This is a genomic window from Pseudomonas sp. YA1 (genome assembly GCF_058680555.1).
Window position 1 is genome coordinate 359626 of the sequence record NZ_JBZWBG010000002.1, and the last position, 22518, is coordinate 382143.

Consider the following 22518-nt stretch of genomic DNA (forward strand, 5'->3'; position numbering starts at 1 on the left):
CACCCGCGCCGATGGCTATCGCATAGCCCTCCATCGGATCCGCGGCGGCCCGCTTCGAAGTACTTCGAGAACGGCGCCGCAGCGCTCTGCGACGGGGCAAGGGAAACGGCGGACGAACGGTATCCCGGCGATAGCAGAGAAGGTCCCGGCTGTCGAGATATGGCGCCGTCTCGCCTTTGCGTATACTGCGCCGATGTTTGCCCTGACCGCGTACCGCTTACGTTGCGCCGCCTGGCTGTTGGCGACCGGCATCTTTCTGCTGCTTGCGGGCTGTAGCGAGGCGAAAGCCCCTACCGCCCTGGAGCGCGTGCAGAAGGAGGGCGTACTGCGCGTGATCACCCGCAACAGCCCGGCCACCTACTTCCAGGACCGCAACGGCGAAACCGGCTTCGAATACGAACTGGCCAAGCGCTTCGCCGAGCGTCTCGGCGTCGAGCTGAAGATCGAGACCGCCGACAACCTCGACGACCTCTATGCCCAGCTTTCCCGCGAGGGCGGCCCGGCGCTCGCCGCGGCCGGCCTGACCCCGGGACGCGAAGACGACGCCAGCGTGCGCTACTCGCACACCTACCTCGACGTCACCCCGCAGATCATCTACCGCAACGGCCAGCAGCGCCCGACCCGCCCGGAAGACCTGGTCGGCAAGCGCATCATGGTGCTCAAGGGCAGCAGCCACGCGGAGCAGCTCGCCGAGCTGAAGAAGCAGTATCCCGAACTGAAGTACGAAGAATCCGATGCTGTCGAAGTGGTCGACCTGTTACGCATGGTCGACGTCGGCGACATCGACCTGACCCTGGTCGACTCCAACGAACTGGCGATGAACCAGGTGTACTTCCCCAACGTCCGCGTCGCCTTCGACTTCGGCGAAGCCCGCGGGCTGGCCTGGGCCTTGCCGGGGGGCGACGACGACAGCCTGATGAACGAGGTCAACGCGTTCCTCGACCAGGCCAAGAAGGAAGGCCTGCTGCAACGCCTGAAGGACCGTTACTACGGGCATGTCGACGTACTCGGCTACGTCGGCGCCTACACCTTCGCCCAGCACCTGCAGCAACGCCTGCCGCGCTACGAAAGCCACTTCAAGCAGAGCGGCAAGCAGCTGGATACCGACTGGCGCCTGCTCGCCGCCATCGGCTACCAGGAATCGCTGTGGCAGCCCGGCGCCACCTCCAAGACCGGCGTGCGCGGCCTGATGATGCTGACCAACCGCACCGCCCAGGCGATGGGCGTGTCCAACCGGCTCGACCCGAAGCAGAGCATCCAGGGCGGCAGTAAGTATTTCGTGCAGATCCGCAGCGAACTGCCCGAGAGCATCAAGGAACCGGACCGCAGCTGGTTCGCCCTGGCCGCCTACAACATCGGCGGCGCGCACCTGGAAGACGCGCGCAAGATGGCCGAGAAGGAAGGCCTCAACCCGAACAAGTGGCTGGACGTGAAGAAGATGCTGCCGCGCCTGGCGCAGAAGCAGTGGTACGCCAAGACCCGCTACGGCTATGCGCGCGGCGGCGAGACCGTGCACTTCGTACAGAACGTGCGGCGCTACTACGACATCCTCACCTGGGTGACCCAGCCGCAGATGGAAGGCAGCCAGATCGCCGAGAGCGGGTTGCACCTGCCCGGCGTGAACAAGACGCGCCCGGAAGAAGACAGCGGCGACGAGAAACTCTAGCCGCCCCCTCCCCTCAGGATTCTCCGTCGCTTGCCAGCCAGGCGGCGTGCTCGCGCACATCGGTCGGCCAGCCGGCGATCCGCTCGGCGAAGCCCTCGCGATCCCCGGCGAACAGCGCCCGCGTCGCCTCCTCGAAGCCCGGCAGGTCGCCGGCCATCGCATTCATGAAATGGTAGGCGCGCTCCTGCGCCTGCCGCGCACGCCCGGACTGGCTGCGGCGCGCCTCCTCGACCAGCTTGCGCAGCGCCACCGAGGCGCCCCCGGGCTGCGCGGCGAGCCATTCCCAGTGGCGCGGCAACAAGGTCACCTCGCGCGCCACCACGCCCAGCTTCGGCCGCCCGCGCCCGCGCGGCGCGGCCTCCTCCGCCGGTTGCCGCTCGCCTGCGCCGACCAGGCGCGCCAGCAGGTCCTCGCTGGAACCGCGGATATCGAGATCGACGGAGCGCCCAGTGGCATTGTCGAACACCAGCAGCGGCCCGGCAGCACCGCCGGCGACCGCTTGCTTCAAGGCCAGCGCAACCTCCGGCAGCGCCGCCGTCAGCAGCCGGCGCGTGCCATCGAAGCAGGTGAAGGATCGGATGTATGGATCATTGGCCATGACAGGCTCCCATGGATGGAATGCCCGAATAATACCCGGATATAAATAGAGCGACAATATTATCCGGATAAAATAAATCCCATGAAAAAGGCCGCCCAATGGCGGCCTCTTCCGGCAGCGATGACCTACCAGCCGGCCGGCAGCAGGTTCATGGCGCTGCAAATGGCGTAGGCGGCGCTGGCCAGGTAGATCGTCACGATCACCGCCTGGATCGCCGGATGGGCGATCCAGCCGCATTTCCAGGCCGGCTCGAAGTCGCCGTTCCTGCGCGCCGAGCGCAGCATCAGGATTGGCATGATCGAGAGAATCACTCCGCTGAAGGCCCCGGCGAAGTACAGCGCGTTGACGAAGCCGACCAGCCCGCTGTAGGCCAGGACGAACGGCGGCAGCGCGACGATCGCCAGCACCAGCAGGCGGGTCTTCGGCCGGTTCTCCGGACCGAGCTTGTGGAACTTGTCGAAGATGTTGGTCAGGAAGCTACCGCCCAGGCCCCAGTAGGACGTCAGCATGGCGCACAGGGCGAAGGTGTTGGCGGTGAAGAAGGCCCATTCGCCGAGCGCCTTGCCCCAGGCCAGGGTGGCGACTTCGGACTGGTTCTCCAGGCCGGTCAGGGCGATCACCGAGAGCGGCACGATGCTGAGCAGGACGAAGGTGGTCAGCATCCCGGTGATCACCGCCTTCGGCAGGCGCTCCGGAGCGTGGCTGAAACCACGGGCCATCTCCGGGACGATGTACTGGGCGGAGAAGCAGAACACCGCGATGTTGAATACCGGGACCATGTAGATCCAGTCGCCTTCGAGCAGGCGAGCGAACTCGGTATTGTCGTTGAGCAGGGTGGCCGCCACCAGGATCAGGATCATGCTGACCATGCCGATGCTGATGAACTTCTCGCCCTTGCCGATGGCGCTCAGTCCCAGATACAGCACGCCGGCGGCCGGAATGAAGAACAGCACGCTGCCCAGGGCCGGGCTGATGCCGAAGAAGGCGCTGAGGATCTTGCCGCTGCCGCTCATGTAGGCGATCAGCGCGCCGATGCTGTTGACCGCCACGGACAGGAAGATCGCCCAGGCGCCGAAGGAGCCGACATAGCGCTGGGCAAGGCCGCTCAACTGGTTGTGGGTGCGCGTGCGCAGGGCGGTTTCCGAGACGTAGAGCATGGAAATGGTGGTGAACAGGCCGGCCACCGCCAGCCAGAGCAGCAATGGCATGAAGCCGGCCTTGCGGCTGGCGTAGGCCATGGACAGCACGCCTGCGCCGATGTTGGTTCCGACGATCATCGCCACCGCCTCGAGGAACGTCAGGCGCTTGACCTCCAGTCCCGAGGAATCGACGGCTTCCGCCCCGGCGTGATCCTGATACTGCTGGACCCGGGTATCACTCATGACAACAACTCCCTGCATTTCGAATTGGCATTGTGCGGGAGGCGGCCAGGACCGCCGTACCGATGGCCTTCTTCGAGGACAATGCAGGGCCGGGAATCGCGGACGCCTCCGGACCGGCCGCGCTTTTCGGCTGCGCGGTCCGGCGGGGGTATCCGCAGGCGGGCTCGCTCTCACCTGAAGCCATTGCCTGCGGGCCGCTTGCTCAAGCGGCCGTGCAAAATATCACACAATTCGACGAAGGAAGCGCGCGGCGACTACGACTTTACGCCTATGCCGATCGTCCGAAATATCCGGATAAATAATTGATGCAGATGGCTTTTGAAGGAGAGAGAGGCGCCATGGCGTGCTTTAACGTTTCAGCCGGAGCGTTCGAAAAGAGAAACATCCGTCAGTCTTCGCGAGGCTTCTTCGCCGCTTCGCGCCGCGCGCGGAAGAACGCCGAGAGCGCCTGGCTGCATTCTTCCGCCAGCACGCCGCCCTCGACCATGACCCTATGGTTGAGATGCTCCTGCTCGAAGAATCGCCCACGGCTTTCCACTGCGCCCGACTTGGGCTCGACCGTGCCGTACACCAGGCGCTGGATGCGTGCGTGCACCAGCAGTCCGGAACACATGCTGCAGGGTTCCAGGGTCACATACAGGGTGCTGCCTGGCAGCCGGTAGTTGCCCGCCTCCGCCGCTGCCATGCGGATCGCCAGCATTTCGGCGTGGGCACTGGGATCGTGGCTGCTGATCGGCCGGTTGAAGCCCCGCCCGATGATCTCGCCCTCGCGCACCAGGACCGCGCCCACCGGCACTTCGCCGAGGGCCGCGGCCTTTTCCGCCTCTGCCAGGGCCTCGCGCATGAAATGCGGGTCCCGGCTGCGATCGATGATCGGACGCACGCCTTTTACCGTCGGGTAGCCCTTGCCGTTGCTGATCAGCTTAGTCACCCGCACCAGGCCTCGCCGACCGCGATGGTCCCCATCAGGCCGGTCTCCATATGGTCGATGACATGGCAGTGGAACATCCACAGGCCCGGATTGTCCGCCACCAGCGCGACGCGAGCGGTCTCGTTCTTGCCCAGCAGGTAGGTGTCGGTGAAGTACGGGATGATCTCCCGGCGATCCGAATCCAGCACCTTGAAGGCCATTCCATGCAGGTGGATCGGGTGCTGGTACTGCGCCATGTTGCGCAGCTCGAAGATGTAGCTCTGGCCTTCCTTGAGCTTGGCCAGCGGCGGCGCGTTGTGCTTGTGCTCCTCGCCGCCTTCCCAGGCCTTGCCGTTGATCTGCCAGAACGACGGATAGGGATTCTTGCCGCTGGTATCGGACATCGCCCCGACCCACTCGAAACGGAAACCGATCTTCTCGGCATTGGCCAGGTCCGGTTCGCTCACCGGATTCGCCGGCAACGGCTTCGGCCAGTCGCCGGCAGGAGCCTCGGCGCTGGCCACGCTGCGGATCGTCGCCAGGCGTACCGGCCCGTCGCGCAGGGACAGCTCGGTGCCCGCTTCCGGCACCTTCAGCGCCAGCTCCAGGCGCATCCCGGGGCCGATCCAGTACTGCCCCTCGAATCCGCGCGGTTCCACCGGATGGCCATCGATGGCATAGATCCTCGCCTCGCCGTTGGGCAGGTTGAGACGGTAGGTGACGGTGTTGTCGACGTTCAGCAGGCGCACCCGGACGATCTGCCCGGCCGGCAGGTCGATGGTCGGCACATGCTTGCCGTTGATCGTCGAATAGCGCCCGCGGGTGCCTTCGCGCGCGGCCTGGCGCGGCACGCTGAAGGGGGTGAAGGCGCCCTGCTCGTCCACGTGCCAGGTCTTCAGGCAGAGAACCTTCTCGTGGCGGAACCCGGTGGGTTCGCGCTCCTCGATGATCAGCGGGCCGACCAGTCCGCGGCCGAGCTGCTCGCTGCTCATCAGGTGCGGGTGGTACCAGTAGCTGCCGGCGTCCTGGGTCTTGAACTGGTAGATGAAGCTCTCGCCCGGCTGCACCGGCGGCTGGGAAATGTACGGTACGCCGTCCATCTCGATCGGCAGGCGGATGCCGTGCCAGTGGATGGTGGTCGGCTCGTCCAGCCTGTTGGTGAAGCGCACCCGCAGCCACTCGCCCTGCTTCGCCCGCAACTCCACGCCGGGGCACTGGCCGCCATAGGCCAGCGCCGGACTGCTGAAGCCCGGGACGATCTCCAGATCCAGCGGCGCGGCGATCAGTTCGTAGTCGTACTCCTGCGCCACCTGCGGACGCGCCAGCCAGAGGCGCGCGCCGCCGGCGCCGAGGCCGACCACCGCCAGCCCGGCGAGGCCGCCGAGCACTTGTCTACGGGTAAATGTCATGGAGCCTTCACCTTCGCGGGTACTGCGGCTGGGAAATGATAGATTTTCTCATTTCCACGCCCGCAAGGCGAGTTCTCGCTCGGAACAAATACACTCCCGCTGACCTGCAGCAAGCAAAAGAGCTCCCCAGCGCCAGCGGCGGATCGCTGGTCGCGGACTGCGCTCAGGCTACCTTCACGATGCGCTTGCCGAAGTTCTCGCCATTCAACAGGCCAACCAGAGCCGCCGGCAGGCTTTCCAGCCCGTAGAGCACATCCTCGTATACCTTGATCTGCCCGGAGTCGACCCATGCCTTGAGATCGGAGAGCGCCCGCTCTCTGCTCTCGAGAAAGTCGCCAAGAAGGAATCCGCGCAACGTCAGGCGCTTGATGATGAGTAGCCCGGGGATCCCGGCAGGACCGGCGGCGGGTCGGTCCAGGTCGTATTGCGAAATCGCGCCGCAACAGGCGACCCGTCCATGCTCCGCCATGTTCGGCAGGCAGGCATCGAGGATTGCACCGCCAGTGTTGTCGAAATACACGTCGATCCCGTCCGGACAGGTCCGCCGCAAGTCATCGGCCAGCGTCCCCGTCTTGTAGTCGAGTGCCGCGTCGAAACCCAGTTCACGAACCAGCCAGGCGCATTTGCTGGCGCCTCCCGCAATGCCGACGGTACGGCAGCCCCTGATCCTGGCGATCTGCCCGACGATAGAGCCGACGGCACCGGCGGCGGCAGACACTGCCAGCGTTTCGCCCTGCACCGGCCTGGCGCATTCGAGAAGGCCGAAATAGGCCGTCAGGCCTGCTACGCCGTAGACGCTGAGCAGATGCGTGAGGGGCTCCAGGCGCGGCAGCCTGATGAGCCCGGCCGCCGGCACGACCGCGAAAGTCTGCCAGCCGGTCTCGGCACAGACCAGGTCGCCGGGCTGGAACGACGCCGAGCGCGATTCCACCACCTCGGCCAGCCCCAACCCCGCCATCACCTCCCCGGCCACGAGGCCGGGCGATAGGTCGCGCCTTGCATCCAGGCCCGGCTGGCGGCGTCCAGCGGTATGTACAGGACACGGAGCAACAGCTCACCGTCGGCCGGAACCGGACAACGCACCTCGCGCCCCTGAAAATGCCGGACAGCGAGCGCAGTCCGGGGAAGCTCGCTCAGAACGATCTGACGGTTGATCATCGCTTCTCTCCCGCCGCGAGAGCGACACTGCCGCTGGCCTCACCGCCGAAAGCGGGAGGCATGTGAAACTGTCTGTCGTGCATGCTGTTCTCCGAGTCGATGGCAACCTGATGCAATCTCATTGTGAGAGAACATCTCCGGACTTAGAATGCAAAAAACTCCTATCTTCTATCGCGATCGTCCAGTATCAATGGATCCTCTCTCCGAAGTCCTTTCCCTGGTCAACAGCCAGGACTCCTCCTTCGGCGCCCTGAAGACCGGCGGCGATTGGGCACTCCGCTTTCCGGCACCGGAAGGTGTGAAGTTCAACGTGGTAGTCCGTGGCGCTTGCCTGCTGGCCACCGACGGCATGGAAGAGCCGATCCGACTGGAAGCGGGCGACTGCTTTCTGGTGTCCTGCCGCAGTCCGCTGCTGGTCGGCAGCGATCTATCCCTTCCCGCCGCCGACGCCACGCTGCTCTACCGAGATGCCCCTGACGGCGTCGCGCACTATGGGGAAAGCGAGGATTGTTTCCTGATCGGCGGTCGCTTCGCCTTTGGCGAAGAAGCCAACCTGCTGTTCGACGGGCTGCCTCCGGTGACCGTCGTGAAAAGCGATTCGGACCAGGCATCCGTACTGAGCTGGGCGCTGCACCGACTGGCCCATGAGTTTTCCTGCCCGTCACCCGGTAGCGCGCTGATCGCTCGCCACCTGGGCCACATCATGCTGGCGCAGGTGCTGCGGCTCTATCTCGCCGGCGAGGGCAGCGACACGCCCAGTTGGCTGCTGGCGTTGTCCGATCCGCGCATAGGCGCGGCGATCCGGGCGATCCACGCCGAGCCAGCCAAAGTCTGGACGGTCGAGCGCCTGGCCGACGTAGCGGGTACCTCGCGCTCCACGCTGGCCCTGCGTTTCAAGCAAACCGCGGGACTGGCGCCGCTGGAATATGTGTCGCACTGGCGAATGCAATTGGCCGCTCGCGCCCTGCGCGACAGCAAAGCGACGATTTCCTCGATCGCGCAAACCCTGGGCTACGGCTCGGACAGCGCCTTCAGCAACGCCTTCAAACGCATCATGAAATGCTCGCCCAGAGACTATCGCAGCCGGCAGGCCAGCAGGGCATAGCGCTCGGCGAACCGCCCATGCGGCAGGTTCCCCGAGCGGTCGAGCGCATGGTCAAACGACCGACGGAGCTTGCCGCGGTATCTTTCCCGCCCGAAGGATGATCCCGATGGCCAGGACCACGCACGCGCCGAAGGCATAACGCAGGCCGAACGCTTCGGAGAGAAAGCCGATCAGCGGCGGGCCGATCAACGTGCCCAGGAATCCGATCGTCAGAACGGCTGCGATAGCCGAACTCGGCGCCATGCTCGAGGAGCGGGCGGCGGCCCCCGCCACCAGCGGAATGACGGTACAGATGCCGAGACCGACAAGGCAGAAGCCAATGATCGACGCCGGCAGGCTCGGATAGGCAATCGTCGTGACCATGCCGATCAAGGCGAGCCCCCCGCTCCACTGCAAGGTGCTGCGCGTACCGAAACGGTCGGCGACCCGGTTCAGCAGAAGCCGGCCGACAGTCATGGCGCCCATGAATACCATGAAGCCGACTCCGACCAGTTGCCGCTCGGCCGATACCACGTCCTGGAAATAGACGACGCTCCAGTCGTACATGATGCCTTCGCAGGCCATCGAGAAAAAAACGATCAGCCCGTAGTTGAAAAGCCTCCTGTCCGGCATCGCGAAGGCCCGCCCGACCCGCTCCGCGCCAGGCTGGTCGTGGAGAAAGCGCCAGCAGGCCAGGGCGGCCAGGAAGGCGATCACCGATATCACGCCGAAATGCGTGGACAAGGCAAAGTCCTGCCCGATCATCAACGCCCCGAACCCGGCGCCGACGAATCCCGCCAACCCCCATATACCGTGGAAGAACGGCAACTCGGTCTTTCCGCTGAGCGCCTCCGACAGGCTTGCCTGGGTATTGTTCGACACATTGACCGCGCTATAGGAGAACCCCGATACGAACAACAGGGCAGCAAGCTGGTAGACGCTAGAAGCCAAGGGAACCAAGGACAGCAGAACGGCGTTCGTGAGAATCGCCGTTACTCCAACGTTTCTGCTGCCGAGCTTCGCGATCATCCAGCCGGATACCGGCAACGAAAGCACCACCCCGGCCGACATGGCGAAAAGCGCACTGCCGAACACCCCGTCGGAAAGCTGGAGTCCGTCTTTTATCGTGGCCATCCGGGAGCTGAGGCTCCCGAAACACAGTCCGAGCATGAAGAACATGCCGGAGATGGCAATACCTTTCCCTACGCTGCTGGAGGTCATTCGATCGATCCCGGTGCTTGTTTGATGGACAGCGAAAGCGCGGTATCCGCGGCGTCTTCCGTGTGCTCGACTAGGACGCGAATGCGTCGATCCCGGTGAGCGTCGCCGAAAGCCTCCAGAGGCGGCGGGCCTGCTCCGGATCGATCGCATGTTCGCGTACGCCGGCCAGGGTGCGCGAGTCGTCCGGCGCGACGCCTGCGATGTCGCAATCCTCGCAGTAGAGCCCGCCCATCCCCGCCAACAGCGGAGAGGTCGCAGCCCATAGCTGGGTGGCAGCCCCCTGCTGCGGGGTCTTGAGCGTATCGGGGCTGGCCGGATTGCCGGCTTCGTCCATCCAGCCCAGGGCGATCATCTCCGCCCGTGGAACATGGCGTTGCAACGGTGTGGCGATGCTGCCCGGATGCACTGCGAAGGCACGCACACCCCTCTCGCGACCCAGCGCATCCAACTGGATGGCGAACAGGGCGTTGGCAGTCTTCGACTGCGCATAAGCCAGCCACTTGTCGTAGCCCCGTTCGAACTGCACGTCGTCCCAGCGGATCGCCGAGTAGTGGTGCCCGGCGGAGGACACGGCGACCACTCGCGCGTCGTCCGCGAGCGACGGCCACAAGAGGTTCACCAGGGCGTAGTGGCCAAGGTGATTGGTCGCGAACTGCGCCTCCCAGCCCGGGCCTACGCGGGTCTCAGGACAGGCCATCACACCGGCGTTGTTGATGACGATATCGGCACGACGGCGCGAGGCGGAGAAGGCCTCGGCGAACCGACGCACGCTGGCCAACTCGACCAGGTCGAGCGCCTGCACCTCGACTTCGTCGAGCCCGAGCAGCGCCTCCCTTGCCACATCCGGTCTGCGCGCCGTAACGATGACCCGCGCGCCCGCGTCGGCCAGCGCCTTCGTGGTTTCCAGGCCAAGACCGGAGTAGCCGCCGGTCACGATGGCGGTCTTTCCGGAGAGGTCTCGCCCCGCCATCACCTCGCTGGCCTGCGTTTTCGCTCCGAATCCCGAATTGATGGGGGTTTGCCTGATAGTCATGAGAATTCTCCTCGCATGCGGAAGCGGCCAGGCGGATAGCGCTGGCTCTTGGGACGAGGGTCATTATCAAAGTGGAAAACCGGACTCTGAATGCAGCGGAATCCAGTTTTCTGTCGAGATCGTCCGATCCCGTAAGCAGCTGTTTCATCACCGCTGCAAGAAAAGCATGGGACGGCGCAAAATTTGCTGTACGTTGGCGAACTCGCCAACAGCAGCTGAAGCAGGAAAAATTGATATCAACCCCAGGGCCTACTAACTAGGCAGCTGTACTAAAACTGGGGGCAGGTCACTCCACCGAATACTTCCGGGAAGGCATGGAACACAACGACGGAAAGCACCGCCACTGCGCGCAAGCCATCAATATCAGAGCAATACTTTGGTGGATAACCGTTCGACATGAGCCTGACTTGTACTTGCTTGTTGAAGCCGCTCCCTCGCTTGCTCAGGAAGAGGTAAAACCACAGAAGCTTTCGCCGCCGAGCGAAGAAAATCGATGGCTAACATGACAAATTCGCCGGCCTGCCAAGACGCATACATAGAAGACGGCGACCTGTCGGCCACCCTGCCCCCATGTGCGTCTCTACGACTAGTAGTCGCTCCGCCCAGTTCGTGGGTAACTTGCTAGCGACGCGGAAATGGCTCAGCCCTTGCTGAGCAGCCTGGCCACCAAACGGCGATACCCCGCCAGAAGCGAAAATCTGTCCTGGTAGAAATCGAGGATCATGGTTTGCCCATGAATGTCGATGGTATGCGGACCGCGTGCGTCCTGGAACGCCAGGTTTGCTACACGCTTCTCCGAATAATGCTCTGGATCGAGCACCTCGATTTCGTTTATGGCCAGACTGCTTCCATAACCATAGGAGTTGTTCTGACCGAACCGGTAAAGCTTTCCTCCCTCCTTGAAGATACGCCCGCCCATTCGTGCGGAGCCGGGATTCATCACCACAGGGTTACAGGGATGGGAAGTGTAGGGTCCTTCCAGGCTCTCGCCGACATAAAGATAAAGGTTGTCCGAACCTGATACCGTCTGGCCGCAGAACAGGTAGTACCTGCCCCCGTGTTCGAAAAGCGTGCCATCCAGAATCCGCTCACCCTCCATTCCCTGGAATAGCTTCTTGCTCTCCAGAGCGAAAGGAGGAGGTAGAAGACAGGGAGCGGAATGAGAGGCGACTTCCGGTATCAGATATTCGACACCAGACGCCTCGAACGAATAGGGATAGGAAAAATGATTCCCCTTCAAGATCACACGTGAAAAGTCAAGACTCTGGGCCTTCAATTCAATGATTTCACCCAGACCGTTGCTAGCATTCAAGGCTTCGAGACGTATCAGCTTACCGTCCGCACTAAAGAAAGGATCGGCGTAGAAAGTATACCCCTTCTCCACCTTCGGAATCTTTCCCGCTGAGACGGACAATTCTTGCAACGAAGGAATATCGTTGTAAGGAAGCGCAACGACATTCCATTTTTTTTCGAAAAGCGCCCCGTACGATAGCCGGGCAAGCCCCCGGAAGATGGTCTTGCAGAAAAATTTGAAGACGGTGAAATTGCTGGGCAGACGGTAGTTTTTGCCCAGCTTTTCTAATACCACCTGCTCTCCGCGAGAGTAATTGACAAGCGCCTTGCGAAGCAGCACGACCGAATTCATATAAAAGTTTCTTGAGGTTTTCTTGTAGGAGTGGTGATGAACCTTGGAGTACCCTCGCACCAAAACCTCGCCGGCGTCCAGTTTGTTGGAGAGTTTCTGGACTATGATCCCGACGCTGTCTGCATTTTCATAGATCTCATAAAAGCCCGCGGGCCGCCCCCTGTAGTACTCTGGATCGCCATGGTGGTAGGAAAGAATGTCCAGCCTCTGCAATCCTCCATCGATGCGGAGCAGAGACATGCCAAACTTGATGACCAGCTTTATACCCTTATCCAGAATTCGGGCGCAGACATCTTCCGGGATGCGCTGCCAGGCCCCTTCGTAATCAGAATCGAAATGAATGACTTCTGAGCCACGAGAGTCTAACTGCACTCGACGAGTCATATCATTCTTCAGGGAAAGAATATTGAGAAAATAATACCCGCAATGCTTGATGACACTTTTCTTGGTCGCGCTATTACGACAACTGAGAACCAATTGAATATCAAGATATTCAGAAGAATCTTCAATCGCCCGTTTTTGCCACTCACTCAATGAAAGATCATCAACAATCAACGCGGCCTTTATTTTCATCCCGAAACTCGCCTCTGAAACAATGAAACCCCAAAAATGCTGCAAAATTTCGACAGCCCCGAGAAACCGACACTTTTCACTGAAAAGCTGCCATGACAATAAGCAAAGCATCATTAAAGCGAAGCAGTATATCTCATGATCGACGGGCCGGTTCAACCGTAAAACGGCCGTTAAACAGTTGCCGGACCACCAGCCAACGCCATACAGACATCATTTGGCGGAGCCACAAGGCTTTCGGCGGAGCCATAAAAGACAACGGCCTTACGGCCGTTGTCTTTCGGATAAATCACCAGGGAAGAAGTGGCTTCACTCCCACTCGATAGTCGCCGGCGGCTTGCTCGACACGTCGTAGGTGACCCGGGAGATACCGGCGATCTCGTTGATGATGCGGTTCGAGACCTTCTCCAGCAGTTCATAGGGCAGGTGCGCCCAGCGCGCGGTCATGAAGTCGATGGTCTCCACCGCGCGCAGGGCGACGACCCAGGCGTAGCGACGGCCGTCGCCGACCACGCCGACCGATTTCACCGGCTGGAACACCACGAACGCCTGGCTGGTCTTGTGGTACCAGTCGAAGGCGCGCAGTTCCTCGATGAAGATGTGGTCGGCCTGGCGCAGCAGGTCGGCGTACTCCTTCTTCACCTCGCCGAGGATGCGCACGCCCAGGCCCGGGCCGGGGAACGGGTGGCGGTAGACCATGTCGTAGGGCAGGCCCAGCTCCAGGCCGATCTTGCGCACTTCGTCCTTGAACAGTTCGCGCAGCGGCTCGACCAGTTCGAACTGCATGTCCTCCGGCAGGCCGCCGACGTTGTGGTGCGACTTGATCACGTGGGCCTTGCCGGTCTTGGCGCCGGCCGACTCGATCACGTCGGGGTAGATGGTGCCCTGGGCGAGGAACTTCACGTCCTGCAGCTTGGTGGCTTCTTCGTCGAAGACTTCGATGAAGGTGCGGCCGATGATCTTGCGCTTCTCTTCCGGGTCGGCGACGCCGGCCAGGCGACCGAGGAACTTGTCCTCGGCGTTGGCGCGGATCACCTTCACGCCCATGTTCTCGGCGAACATGGCCATCACCTGGTCGCCTTCGTGCAGGCGCAGCAGGCCGTTGTCGACGAACACGCAGGTCAGTTGGTCGCCGATGGCCTTGTGCAGCAGCGCAGCGACCACCGAGGAGTCCACGCCACCGGAGAGGCCGAGCAGGACCTTGGAGGAACCGACCTGGGCGCGCACGGTAGCGATGGCGTCGTCGACGATGTTCGACGGGGTCCACAGCGCGGCACAACCGCAGATGTCGAGGACGAAGCGCGAGAGAATGCGCAGGCCCTGCTTGGTGTGGGTGACTTCCGGGTGGAATTGCACGCCGTAGTAGGCGCGGGCATCGTCGGCCATGGCGGCGATCGGGCAGCTCGGGGTGCTGGCCAGGATGTGGAAGCCGGCCGGCATCTCGGTGACCTTGTCGCCGTGGCTCATCCACACGTCGAGGCCGAGCACGCCGTCGTCGTCCACGTGGTCCTCGATGCCGTCCAGCAGGCGCGCCTTGCCGACCACGTCGACGCGGGCGTAGCCGAACTCGCGCAGGTCGGAGCCCTGCACCTTGCCGCCCATCTGCTCGGCCATGGTCTGCATGCCGTAGCAGATGCCGAACAGCGGCACCTTCAGGTCGAACACCGCCTGCGGTGCGCGCGGGCTGTCGGCTTCGTGTACCGACTCGGGACCGCCGGCGAGGATGATGCCGCGCGGCGCGAAGGCGATGATCGCCTCGTTGCTCATGTCGAAGGGATGGATTTCGCAATACACGCCGATCTCGCGCACGCGGCGGGCGATCAGTTGGGTGTACTGGGAGCCGAAATCGAGGATCAGGATACGGTGGGCGTGAATGTCTTGGGACATGGCCATCTCTCGCTACGGAATTCGAAAACGACACGGGGCTGAATCGAACAGCCCCGTGCAGCACTCATTTCAATCAGCCTCAACCAACCCGGTAGTTGGGGGCTTCCTTGGTGATCTGGACGTCGTGGACATGGGACTCGGCCATGCCCGCGCCGGTGATCCGGACGAACTGCGGCTGCGTGCGCATCTGCTGGATGTCGGCGCTGCCGGTGTAGCCCATGGCGGCGCGCAGGCCGCCCATCAGCTGGTGGACGATGGCGGACAGGGCGCCCTTGTACGGCACGCGACCCTCGATGCCTTCCGGCACCAGCTTCTCGGCGCCGGCGGAGGCGTCCTGGAAGTAGCGGTCGGACGAGCCCTGGGAGCCGGACATGGCGCCCAGCGAACCCATGCCGCGGTAGGACTTGTAGGAACGGCCCTGGAACAGCTCGATCTCGCCCGGCGCTTCCTCGGTACCGGCGAACATCGAGCCCATCATCACGCAGTAGGCGCCGGCGACCATGGCCTTGGCCAGGTCGCCGGAGAAGCGGATGCCGCCGTCGGCGATCAGCGGTACACCGGTGCCTTCGAGGGCGGCGGCGACGTTGGCGATGGCGGAGATCTGCGGCACGCCGACACCGGCGACGATCCGGGTGGTGCAGATCGAGCCCGGACCGATGCCGACCTTGACCGCGTCGGCGCCAGCCTCGGCGAGGGCCTTGGCGGCCTCGGCGGTGGCGATGTTGCCGCCGATCACCTGGACGTCCGGGAAGGTCTGCTTGACCCAGCGCACGCGCTCGATCACGCCTTTGGAGTGGCCGTGGGCGGTGTCCACCACCACCACGTCGACCCCGGCGGCGACCAGCGCGGCAACGCGCTCGCCGGTATCGGCGCCGGTGCCGACAGCGGCGCCGACGCGCAGGCGGCCCTGCTCGTCCTTGGACGCCAGCGGGTAGGTCTTGGCTTTCTCGATGTCACGGAAGGTCACCAGGCCACGCAGGTAGAAGTTCTCGTCGACTACCAGCATCTTCTCGATGCGGTTCTCGTAGAGCTTGGCCTTCATCTCTTCCAGCGGGGTGCCTTCGCGGGCTGTGACCAGCTTGTCCTTCGGGGTCATGATCGCGGCGACGGTATCACCGGCGTTCGGCTTCACCCGCAGGTCGCGCCCGGTGACGATACCGACCAGCTCGCCCTGCTCCACCACCGGGAAGCCGGAGAAGCCGTACTCGCGGGCCATCTGCAGCAGTTCGATGATCTTGGTCGAGGGGGTCACGGTGACCGGGTCGCGGACGATGGCCGTCTCGTGCTTCTTGACCTTGCGGACTTCCGCGGCCTGCTGCTCGATGCCCATGTTCTTGTGGATGATGCCGATGCCGCCTTCCTGGGCCATGGCGATGGCCAGGCGGGCTTCGGTCACGGTATCCATCGCGGCGGATACCAGCGGGATGTTCAGTTCGATGCCGCGGGTCAGGCGAGTTTTCAAACTCACGTCCTTGGGCAGGACTTCGGAATAACCGGGGATCAGAAGGACGTCGTCGAAAGTCAGGGCTTCTTGACTGATTCGCAGCATGGCGGGCGCTCCCAGACGGGAAAAATGGAAGCGCGACATTATACCCAGCCACGCGCTTCCGCTCAACGCAGTTGATCGCCGAAAACGGCGAATGGGCAAATATCTTGCAAGGCGCCCGCCAGGCCCCGTTCCGCCTGTCCTATCCCGCATTTGCAGGATGGCAGCGCGGCGGCGGATGGCCGGATACTGCGTACGTCACCCAGCGACCGCCCAGGCGGCGGGACGCCGATTCCAAGAACTATAAAAGTGGGACGGGGGAGAGAATGAAAGGGAGCACTGACCCGCATTCGTCATCCGCAGCCTTGCTCGCGGCGTTCGGCGCCGCCGTGCTGGACATCAACCGGCTGGCGCGCGACAAGACCCTGGAGCGTTTCCATCGCACCGCGCTGGAACGTCTGCAGCAACTGGTGCCGTTCCAGCGTGCCTGGTGGGGCCGCGCGGCGCTGATCGACGGCGTGCCGGTGGAGCACAGCGCACACCTGTTCAACCTCGAAGAGCACTATGTCGAGGACTGGAAATCGATCAGCCACGACGACATCACCGTCGGCCTGGTACACGCCCGCCCGGGCACCGCCGTGGCCGTCGACATGCAGGCCACCGCCGGGCTGCGCTGGCTTGGCGCGCGTCACGACATCGGTGAGCTGCTCTGCGTGATCCACGTCGATCCGATCACCCGCCTCAGCGACCATGTCGCCCTCTATCGCACGCCTGGCGGCCCGCCCTTCGCGGACCAGGAGAAGCTGCTCCTCGGGCAACTCTCGGCGCACCTGGCCGCGGCCGTCTCGGCCAACCAGATCCGTACCCTGGTGGCCCTGCGCGAATCCCTCGAACGCCAGGCTCTGGCCATGGCGGTATGCGACCGCTACGGCGTGCTGCATTGCGCCGAACGCGGCTTCGTCGACCTGCTGCTCGGCGCCTGGCCGGGCTGGACCGGTCCGCAGTTGCCGGAGGAAACCAGCCCGCAGGGCTATCGCGATGCGCGCCTGGTGATCGACTCGCGGCAGGTCGGCGACCTCTACCTGCTCACCGCGCGGCAACCGAGCGCGATCGAACAGTTGAGCAATCGCGAAGGCGACGTCGCCCTGCTGTTCAGCGAAGGCAAGACCTACAAGCAGATCGCCCGCGACCTCGGCCTGGCGCCGAACACCGTGCGCCATCACATACGCACCATCTATTCCAAGCTCGGCGTCAACGACAAGGCGAGCATCGCCCACCTGCTGCACCAGTTCCCGCCTGGCTGACAGCCCTCCACCCCTGCCATCACCGCTTCGACCGCCCCGCCAAGGGCGGCATGGGCGCCCTTTCGCCTGCGAAAAGGCGCAACCACCACCGGCGCGACGAACGCCGGGCACACAACGACCGGGGAGACCGACACATGACCCACCGCACCGCCTCGATGGCCGCACCGACCGCCAGCGCCCTCGCGCTGCTCGGCATCCCGCTCCTGCTGGGCGCCGAGGCCGGCGCCGCCGACCTCAACGCCCGCGACTTCTTCGGCGCCCCGGCGGGCACCACGCTCGGCGTGCTCTACCTGCCGGCGACCCGCGCCCATGAGTTCCACGGGCCGGCCGATCGCAACGGCAAGGCCGAACTCAAGACCAACGCGGTGGCCTACCGCCAGGTGTTCTTCAGCGACATCTGCGGCACTCTCTGCACGCCGCAGTTCATCATTCCGTTCGTCGACATCGATGCGCGCCTGCCCGGCAGCGCCGGGCATACCGGCGAGACCGGTTTCGGCGATCCCCAGGTCGGCGGCACCCTGTTCTTCATCAACGACCCGGAACGGCGCCGCTACAGCGGCCTGCTGACCCTGATCACCCTGCCGCTGGGCGAGTACCACGCGAAGAACCCCGATGTCTCGCCCGGCACCAACCGCTGGGGCGCCACCTTCGTCTACAACTACACCCAGGGCATCGGCCGCGACTGGGTGCTGGAAGCCAACCTGGAAGCGCAGTTCTACGCGAAGAACGACGACTACTTCGGCAGCGACCTGGAACAGAAACCGCTCTATCGCCTGCAGGCCTTCGCCTCCTACGACTTCAGCCAGAGCACCTACGGCGCCCTCAAGCTGGTGCACGCCGATGGCGGCGAACTGAAGCTGCAGGGCCATACCCTCGACGACACCCACCAGCGCTACACCCAACTCGGCTTCGAGCTAGGCCACTGGCTGGACCGGCGCAACAGCCTGATGTTCGGTCTCTCGCGCAACGTCGCCACCGACAATGCGTTCCATGGCAGCCAGGCCCTGTTGCGCCTGGTCCATGTGTTCTGAGGAGGCGCAGCCATGAACGCTTCCGACAAGACCCTCGCCAGCGCCTCTCCGGCGTCCGGCAACCTCGCGCTGCTCGCGGCCATCGTGGTGTTCGCCGCGATCACCCCGACCATCCTGATGACCGCCCCCGCCGTCGCCGCGCAACTGGCGGCCCAGTGGCAACTGAGCCCGGCGCGGGTCGGCGACCTGTTCTCGGTGGAGCTGGGCGCCATGAGCCTGGCGACGCTGCCGGCCTTCCATTGGCTGAAACGCGTCGATTGGCGCCACGCGGCGCTGCTCGCCGGCCTGCTGTTCATCGCCGCCAACCTGGCCTCGGCGCTGGCCGGCAGCTACCCGCTGCTGCTCGCCCTGCGTTTCTGCAGCGCCCTCGCCGGCGGCTCGCTGATGATCCTCTGCCTGTCCAGCGCCGCCAGCACCGCCACCCCGAGCCGGGTCTACGGGCTCTGGGTGATGGGCCAACTGGTGGTCGGCGCCGTCGGCCTGGCACTGCTGCCGGCGCTGTTCGAACGCTTCGGCCTGGCCGCCTGCTACCTGTTGCTGGCCGGCCTGATGGGCCTCGCCCTGCCGTTGTCGCGGGCCTTCCCCAGTGGCAGCCCGCCAGCGGAAGCCCGCGCCAGTACCGGCGCGGTTCACTCGCGACTGCGGGTCGGGCTGGGTATCCTCGCCGTGCTCACCTTCTATATCAGCCTCAGCGGCGTCTGGACCTTCATCGGCGCCATCGCCGAAGGCGCGGGGATCGGTGCCGGCGCCAGCGGCGAGGTACTCGCCGTCGCCACCCTGATGGGCATCGCCGGGGCGGCCTGCGCCTCCTTCATCGGCAACCGCCTGCCGCGCGACCTGATGCTGCTCGGCGGCTACCTGGCGATGGCCGCGGCGATCCTCCTGCTGATCGGCCAGCCGCCGCTGGCTCGCTTCGCCCTGGCCGCGCTGCTGTTCAAGTTCACCTGGACCTTCGCCCTGCCGTTCATCCTCGCCTGCCTCGCCGACCTGGACCGCTCCGGCCGCCTGATGAACGCCTCCAACCTCGTCATCGGCGGCGGGCTGGCCATCGGCCCGGCGCTGGCCGGACGACTCATCGAAGGCAGCGGCGGTTTCCTCCCGCTGCTGCCGATCGCCGCCGGCCTGGCCGCCCTCTCGCTGCTGCTGGCCCTGGCCTGCCGGCCACGCTGAAACCCTTTCCCGAACCACGGATACCCGCCATGACCCGACGTACCGCTTTCTTCTTCGACGAACTCTGCCTCTGGCACGCCGCCGGCCCGCACGCGCTAACCCTGCCGGTCGGCGGCTGGGTGCAACCGCCTGCCGCCGCCGGACACGCCGAATCACCGGAAACCAAGCGCCGGCTGAAAAGCCTGCTCGACGTGTCCGGCCTGACCGCCCGCCTGCAACTGCGCAGCGCACCGCCGGCGAGCGACGAGGACCTGCTGCGCGTGCATCCGGCGCACTATCTGGAACGCTTCAAGGCGTTGAGCGACGCCGGCGGCGGCAGCCTCGGCCAGGACGCGCCGATCGGCCCGGGCAGCTACGAGATCGCCCGGCTCTCCGCCGGCCTGGCCATCGCCGCGCTGGACGCGGTGCTCGCCGGCGAGGCGGACAACGCCTACTCGCTGTCGCGGCCGCCGGGTCACCACTGCCTGCCGGACCAGGCGATGGGCTTCTGCTTCTTCGCCAACATCGCCGTGGCCATCGAGGCGGCCAAGGCTCGCCACGGCGTCGAGCGGGTCGCAGTGCTGGACTGGGACGTACACCACGGCAACGGCACCCAGGCGATCTACTACCGGCGCGACGACGTGTTGAGCATTTCCCTGCATCAGGACGGCTGCTTCCCGCCTGGCTACGGTGGCGCCGAAGACATCGGCGAGGATCGCGGTCGTGGCTTCAATCTCAACGTGCCGCTGCTTCCCGGCGGCGGTCACGACGCCTACATGCAGGCCATGCAACGCATCGTGTTGCCGGCGCTGGAGCGCTTCCGCCCGCAATTGATCGTGGTCGCCAGTGGTTTCGACGCCAACGCGGTGGACCCGCTGGCACGCATGCAACTGCACAGCGACAGCTTCCGGGCGATGACCGCGATGGTCCGCGACGCGGCCGAGCGGCATGCCGACGGACGCCTGGTGGTGGTCCACGAAGGCGGCTACTCGGAAGCCTACGTGCCGTTCTGCGGGCTGGCGGTGATCGAAGAACTCAGCGGCGTGCGCAGCGCGGTGCGCGACCCGCTGCGCGACTTCATCGAGTTGCAGCAGCCCAACGCGGCGTTCCGCGACTTCCAGCGCCAGCGCCTCGAAGAGCTGGCCGCACAGTTCGGCCTGTGCCCGACGCAGCCGCTTCAGGCGGCCAGGTAGCGCCCGACCAGCGCCAGGCCGCTGCACAGCACCAGCCAGGTGACCAGGCGAACGAAGGCTTCACGCGACAGACGCAGGGTCACCCGACGGCCGATCCACAGGCCCAGCGCCATGCCCGGCAGCAGGCAGGCGGCGAGCAGCCAGGGCTCGCGCGCGGCATACAGCCCGGCGAGCAGGAACAGCCCCAGGCGGACGAAGGTGCTACAGCCGATCAACGCGCTCTGGGTAGCGCGCATCTGCTCCTTGCTCGCCAGGCGTCCGTTCAGGTACAGCGCATAGAGGAAGCCGCCGCTGCCGAACAACGCGCCGAACAGCCCGCCGAAGACACCGAAGGGCAACGCCCAGGTCGCCCGCCAGCGCAGCTGGCCGCGTGGCTGGAGGAACAGCGCGTAGAACGCATAGAGACTGACGAACACGCCGAGGGCCAGCATCAGCAGCTCCGCGCGTAGCGCCAGAAGTCCGTACGCCCCGAGCGCACAGCCCAGCAGCATGCAGGGCAGCAGACGCTTGAGTTCAGTGACGGCGATCTGCCGCCGCGCCGGCAGCCAGTTGCCGAACGACGCGCTGAAATCCAGCAGGACCAGCAGCGGAATGATCTGCGACAGCGGCAGCACCCTGGCCAGCAACGGGCCGGCGACCAGCGCGGTACCGAAGCCGGCGATGCCGAACACCACATAGGCGAGGACGATGGCCAGTTCGACCAGCAGCCATTGCCATAGGCTGAACGGCAGGGCGGCGAACAGGACTGACGGATCGAGCGAGGACATGGCGGCTCCCGGAACGACGACCTGCGCACTCTAGCGAGCGCAACGGGGCGCCAGCCAATACAATCCGAGTCCTGTAGCCATCTCGAAAAGGCATGGAAAGTCTTCCGATGATCTCTTTGCGGCAACTCCATTATTTCGTCGAAATCGTCGAGTCCGGCGGCTTCAGCCGTGCCGCCGAACGCCTGTTCGTCGCCCAGTCGGCGCTCAGCCGGCAGGTGCGCGAACTGGAGGACAGCATCGGCACCCCACTGCTCCGCCGCGGTCCGCGCCAGGTCGAGCTGACGCCGGCCGGTCGCGCCTTCCTGCCACGCGCGCAGCGCCTGCTCGGCGACCTGGAGGCCGCCCGGCGCCTGGCTCGCGAGGTCGGTGAAGGCGGCCATGGCCTGCTGCGCCTGGGGCACTCCAGCTCGGTGCCGCTGGTGGGCGGCCTGCAAGCGGCGCTGCGCGGCTACCTCGCGGCGCAGAGCGGCGTCCGCCTGGAACTGACCCAGCAATCCTCCGAGCAGCAACTCGCCGATCTCGCCGAAGGACGCCTGGACCTTGGCCTGCTGCGCCTGCCGGTGCTGCGCCAGCATCCCCGGCTGCACCTGCGCGCCCTGTACCGCGAGCCGTTGCTCCTGGCTCTCGCCGCCGACCATCCGCTGGCCCGCCGTGAAGCCCCCGTGGCCCTGGCCGCCCTGGCCGGAGAAACCTTCGTCTCCATTCCCCACCTGCAACGCGGCGGCCTCAGCTATCGCGCCGCCGAACTCTGCCTCGGCGCCGGTTTCTACCCACGCCCGGCGCGCGCGCTGTCGCGCAAGACCAGCCAGTTGCAACTGATCGAGGCCGGCTTCGGCGTCGCCCTGGTGCCCGCCTCGATGCGCGCCATCGCACCGCCCGCCGTGCGCTTCATGTCTCTGGCCGAGGCCGAGGCATACAGCGAGGTGGCGCTGGCCTGGCGACGCGACGATAGCCCCCTGGTGGAAGGCTTCGTCGAATATTTCCTGGAGAATCTGCCGAACGAAGCCAAGGATTGATCGCACATC

The 22518-nt window shown here is 64.9% G+C and carries 20 protein-coding genes; 8 read left to right on the plus strand and 12 right to left on the minus strand.

What is annotated here, in order from left to right; genetic code table 11:
• Positions 1–193: 193 nt before the first annotated feature.
• A complete protein-coding gene (gene mltF / locus AC4OR5_RS03985; protein WP_003104806.1) occupies positions 194–1666 on the plus strand; it encodes a membrane-bound lytic murein transglycosylase MltF in 1473 nt (490 codons plus the stop codon).
• Positions 1667–1679: 13 nt separating this feature from the next.
• On the opposite strand, the gene AC4OR5_RS03990 is transcribed toward mltF, so the two are convergent.
• Both AC4OR5_RS03990 and AC4OR5_RS03995 read right to left on the minus strand, forming a co-directional pair.
• The gene (locus AC4OR5_RS03990) at positions 1680–2264 is read right to left on the minus strand and encodes a DUF2239 family protein (protein WP_023106010.1); all 585 of its coding nucleotides are present in this window, start codon (positions 2262–2264) and stop codon (positions 1680–1682) included.
• 125 nt (positions 2265–2389) lie between these two features.
• Positions 2390–3646: an aromatic amino acid transport family protein gene (locus AC4OR5_RS03995; protein WP_003092694.1), complete on the minus strand. Its 1257-nt coding sequence runs from the start codon at positions 3644–3646 to the stop codon at positions 2390–2392.
• 62 nt (positions 3647–3708) lie between these two features.
• On the opposite strand from AC4OR5_RS03995, the gene AC4OR5_RS04000 reads away from it, so the two are divergent.
• Complete coding sequence (locus AC4OR5_RS04000; protein ID WP_152959661.1) at positions 3709–3948, plus strand: hypothetical protein; 240 nt, start codon at positions 3709–3711, stop codon at positions 3946–3948.
• 86 nt (positions 3949–4034) lie between these two features.
• On the opposite strand, the gene tadA is transcribed toward AC4OR5_RS04000, so the two are convergent.
• The 4 genes from tadA to AC4OR5_RS04020 form a co-directional block, all read right to left on the minus strand.
• Positions 4035–4583: a tRNA adenosine(34) deaminase TadA gene (gene tadA / locus AC4OR5_RS04005; RefSeq protein WP_003092697.1), complete on the minus strand. Its 549-nt coding sequence runs from the start codon at positions 4581–4583 to the stop codon at positions 4035–4037.
• Positions 4574–5965, minus strand: coding sequence for a multicopper oxidase family protein (locus tag AC4OR5_RS04010; RefSeq protein ID WP_003137910.1), 1392 nt, complete (start codon positions 5963–5965; stop codon positions 4574–4576). The genes tadA and AC4OR5_RS04010 overlap by 10 nt, the downstream gene beginning before the upstream one ends.
• Positions 5966–6128: 163 nt before the next feature.
• Positions 6129–6914, minus strand: coding sequence for an MDR family NADP-dependent oxidoreductase (locus AC4OR5_RS04015; protein ID WP_252596368.1), 786 nt, complete (start codon positions 6912–6914; stop codon positions 6129–6131).
• 8 nt (positions 6915–6922) lie between these two features.
• Positions 6923–7123, minus strand: a complete 201-nt coding sequence (locus tag AC4OR5_RS04020; protein ID WP_071536168.1) for a hypothetical protein — start codon at positions 7121–7123, stop codon at positions 6923–6925.
• 190 nt (positions 7124–7313) lie between these two features.
• Here AC4OR5_RS04020 and AC4OR5_RS04025 point away from each other — a divergent pair, with 190 nt between their 5' ends.
• Positions 7314–8228, plus strand: a complete 915-nt coding sequence (locus AC4OR5_RS04025; protein ID WP_009313493.1) for an AraC family transcriptional regulator — start codon at positions 7314–7316, stop codon at positions 8226–8228.
• A gap of 51 nt (positions 8229–8279) precedes the next feature.
• Here AC4OR5_RS04025 and AC4OR5_RS04030 read toward each other — a convergent pair whose 3' ends face one another.
• From AC4OR5_RS04030 to guaB, 5 genes are all read right to left on the minus strand, one after another.
• A complete protein-coding gene (locus AC4OR5_RS04030; RefSeq protein ID WP_003109803.1) occupies positions 8280–9428 on the minus strand; it encodes an MFS transporter in 1149 nt (382 codons plus the stop codon).
• Between the two features lie 70 nt (positions 9429–9498).
• On the minus strand, positions 9499–10461 hold the full coding sequence (locus AC4OR5_RS04035) for an SDR family NAD(P)-dependent oxidoreductase (RefSeq protein WP_058160182.1): 963 nt from the start codon (positions 10459–10461) through the stop codon (positions 9499–9501).
• Between the two features lie 640 nt (positions 10462–11101).
• Positions 11102–12679, minus strand: a complete 1578-nt coding sequence (locus tag AC4OR5_RS04040; RefSeq protein ID WP_058134085.1) for a glucosamine inositolphosphorylceramide transferase family protein — start codon at positions 12677–12679, stop codon at positions 11102–11104.
• A gap of 306 nt (positions 12680–12985) precedes the next feature.
• A complete protein-coding gene (gene guaA, locus AC4OR5_RS04045) occupies positions 12986–14563 on the minus strand; it encodes a glutamine-hydrolyzing GMP synthase (protein WP_003105901.1) in 1578 nt (525 codons plus the stop codon).
• 79 nt (positions 14564–14642) lie between these two features.
• Complete coding sequence (gene guaB / locus AC4OR5_RS04050; RefSeq protein ID WP_003092702.1) at positions 14643–16112, minus strand: IMP dehydrogenase; 1470 nt, start codon at positions 16110–16112, stop codon at positions 14643–14645.
• Between the two features lie 263 nt (positions 16113–16375).
• On the opposite strand from guaB, the gene AC4OR5_RS04055 reads away from it, so the two are divergent.
• The 4 genes from AC4OR5_RS04055 to AC4OR5_RS04070 all read left to right on the plus strand — a co-directional run bounded on the left by AC4OR5_RS04055 (position 16376) and on the right by AC4OR5_RS04070 (position 20726).
• Positions 16376–17353: a helix-turn-helix transcriptional regulator gene (locus AC4OR5_RS04055; RefSeq protein ID WP_003119304.1), complete on the plus strand. Its 978-nt coding sequence runs from the start codon at positions 16376–16378 to the stop codon at positions 17351–17353.
• Positions 17354–17487: 134 nt separating this feature from the next.
• Entirely contained in the window at positions 17488–18384 is an 897-nt protein-coding gene (locus AC4OR5_RS04060) for a transporter (protein ID WP_015649466.1), read from the plus strand.
• A gap of 12 nt (positions 18385–18396) precedes the next feature.
• Positions 18397–19554 (plus strand): MFS transporter, encoded by a 1158-nt coding sequence (locus AC4OR5_RS04065; RefSeq protein WP_023517947.1) that lies wholly within the window; start codon positions 18397–18399, stop codon positions 19552–19554.
• 29 nt (positions 19555–19583) lie between these two features.
• Entirely contained in the window at positions 19584–20726 is a 1143-nt protein-coding gene (locus AC4OR5_RS04070) for a class II histone deacetylase (protein WP_034028381.1), read from the plus strand.
• On the opposite strand, the gene AC4OR5_RS04075 is transcribed toward AC4OR5_RS04070, so the two are convergent.
• Positions 20711–21493 carry a sulfite exporter TauE/SafE family protein gene (locus AC4OR5_RS04075; RefSeq protein ID WP_058160181.1) on the minus strand — a complete coding sequence of 261 codons (783 nt, stop codon included), beginning with the start codon at positions 21491–21493 and terminating at the stop codon, positions 20711–20713. The two genes, AC4OR5_RS04070 and AC4OR5_RS04075, sit on opposite strands and share 16 nt — an antisense overlap.
• A gap of 107 nt (positions 21494–21600) precedes the next feature.
• Here AC4OR5_RS04075 and AC4OR5_RS04080 point away from each other — a divergent pair, with 107 nt between their 5' ends.
• Positions 21601–22509 carry a LysR family transcriptional regulator gene (locus AC4OR5_RS04080; protein WP_003137872.1) on the plus strand — a complete coding sequence of 303 codons (909 nt, stop codon included), beginning with the start codon at positions 21601–21603 and terminating at the stop codon, positions 22507–22509.
• Positions 22510–22518 lie beyond the last annotated feature (9 nt).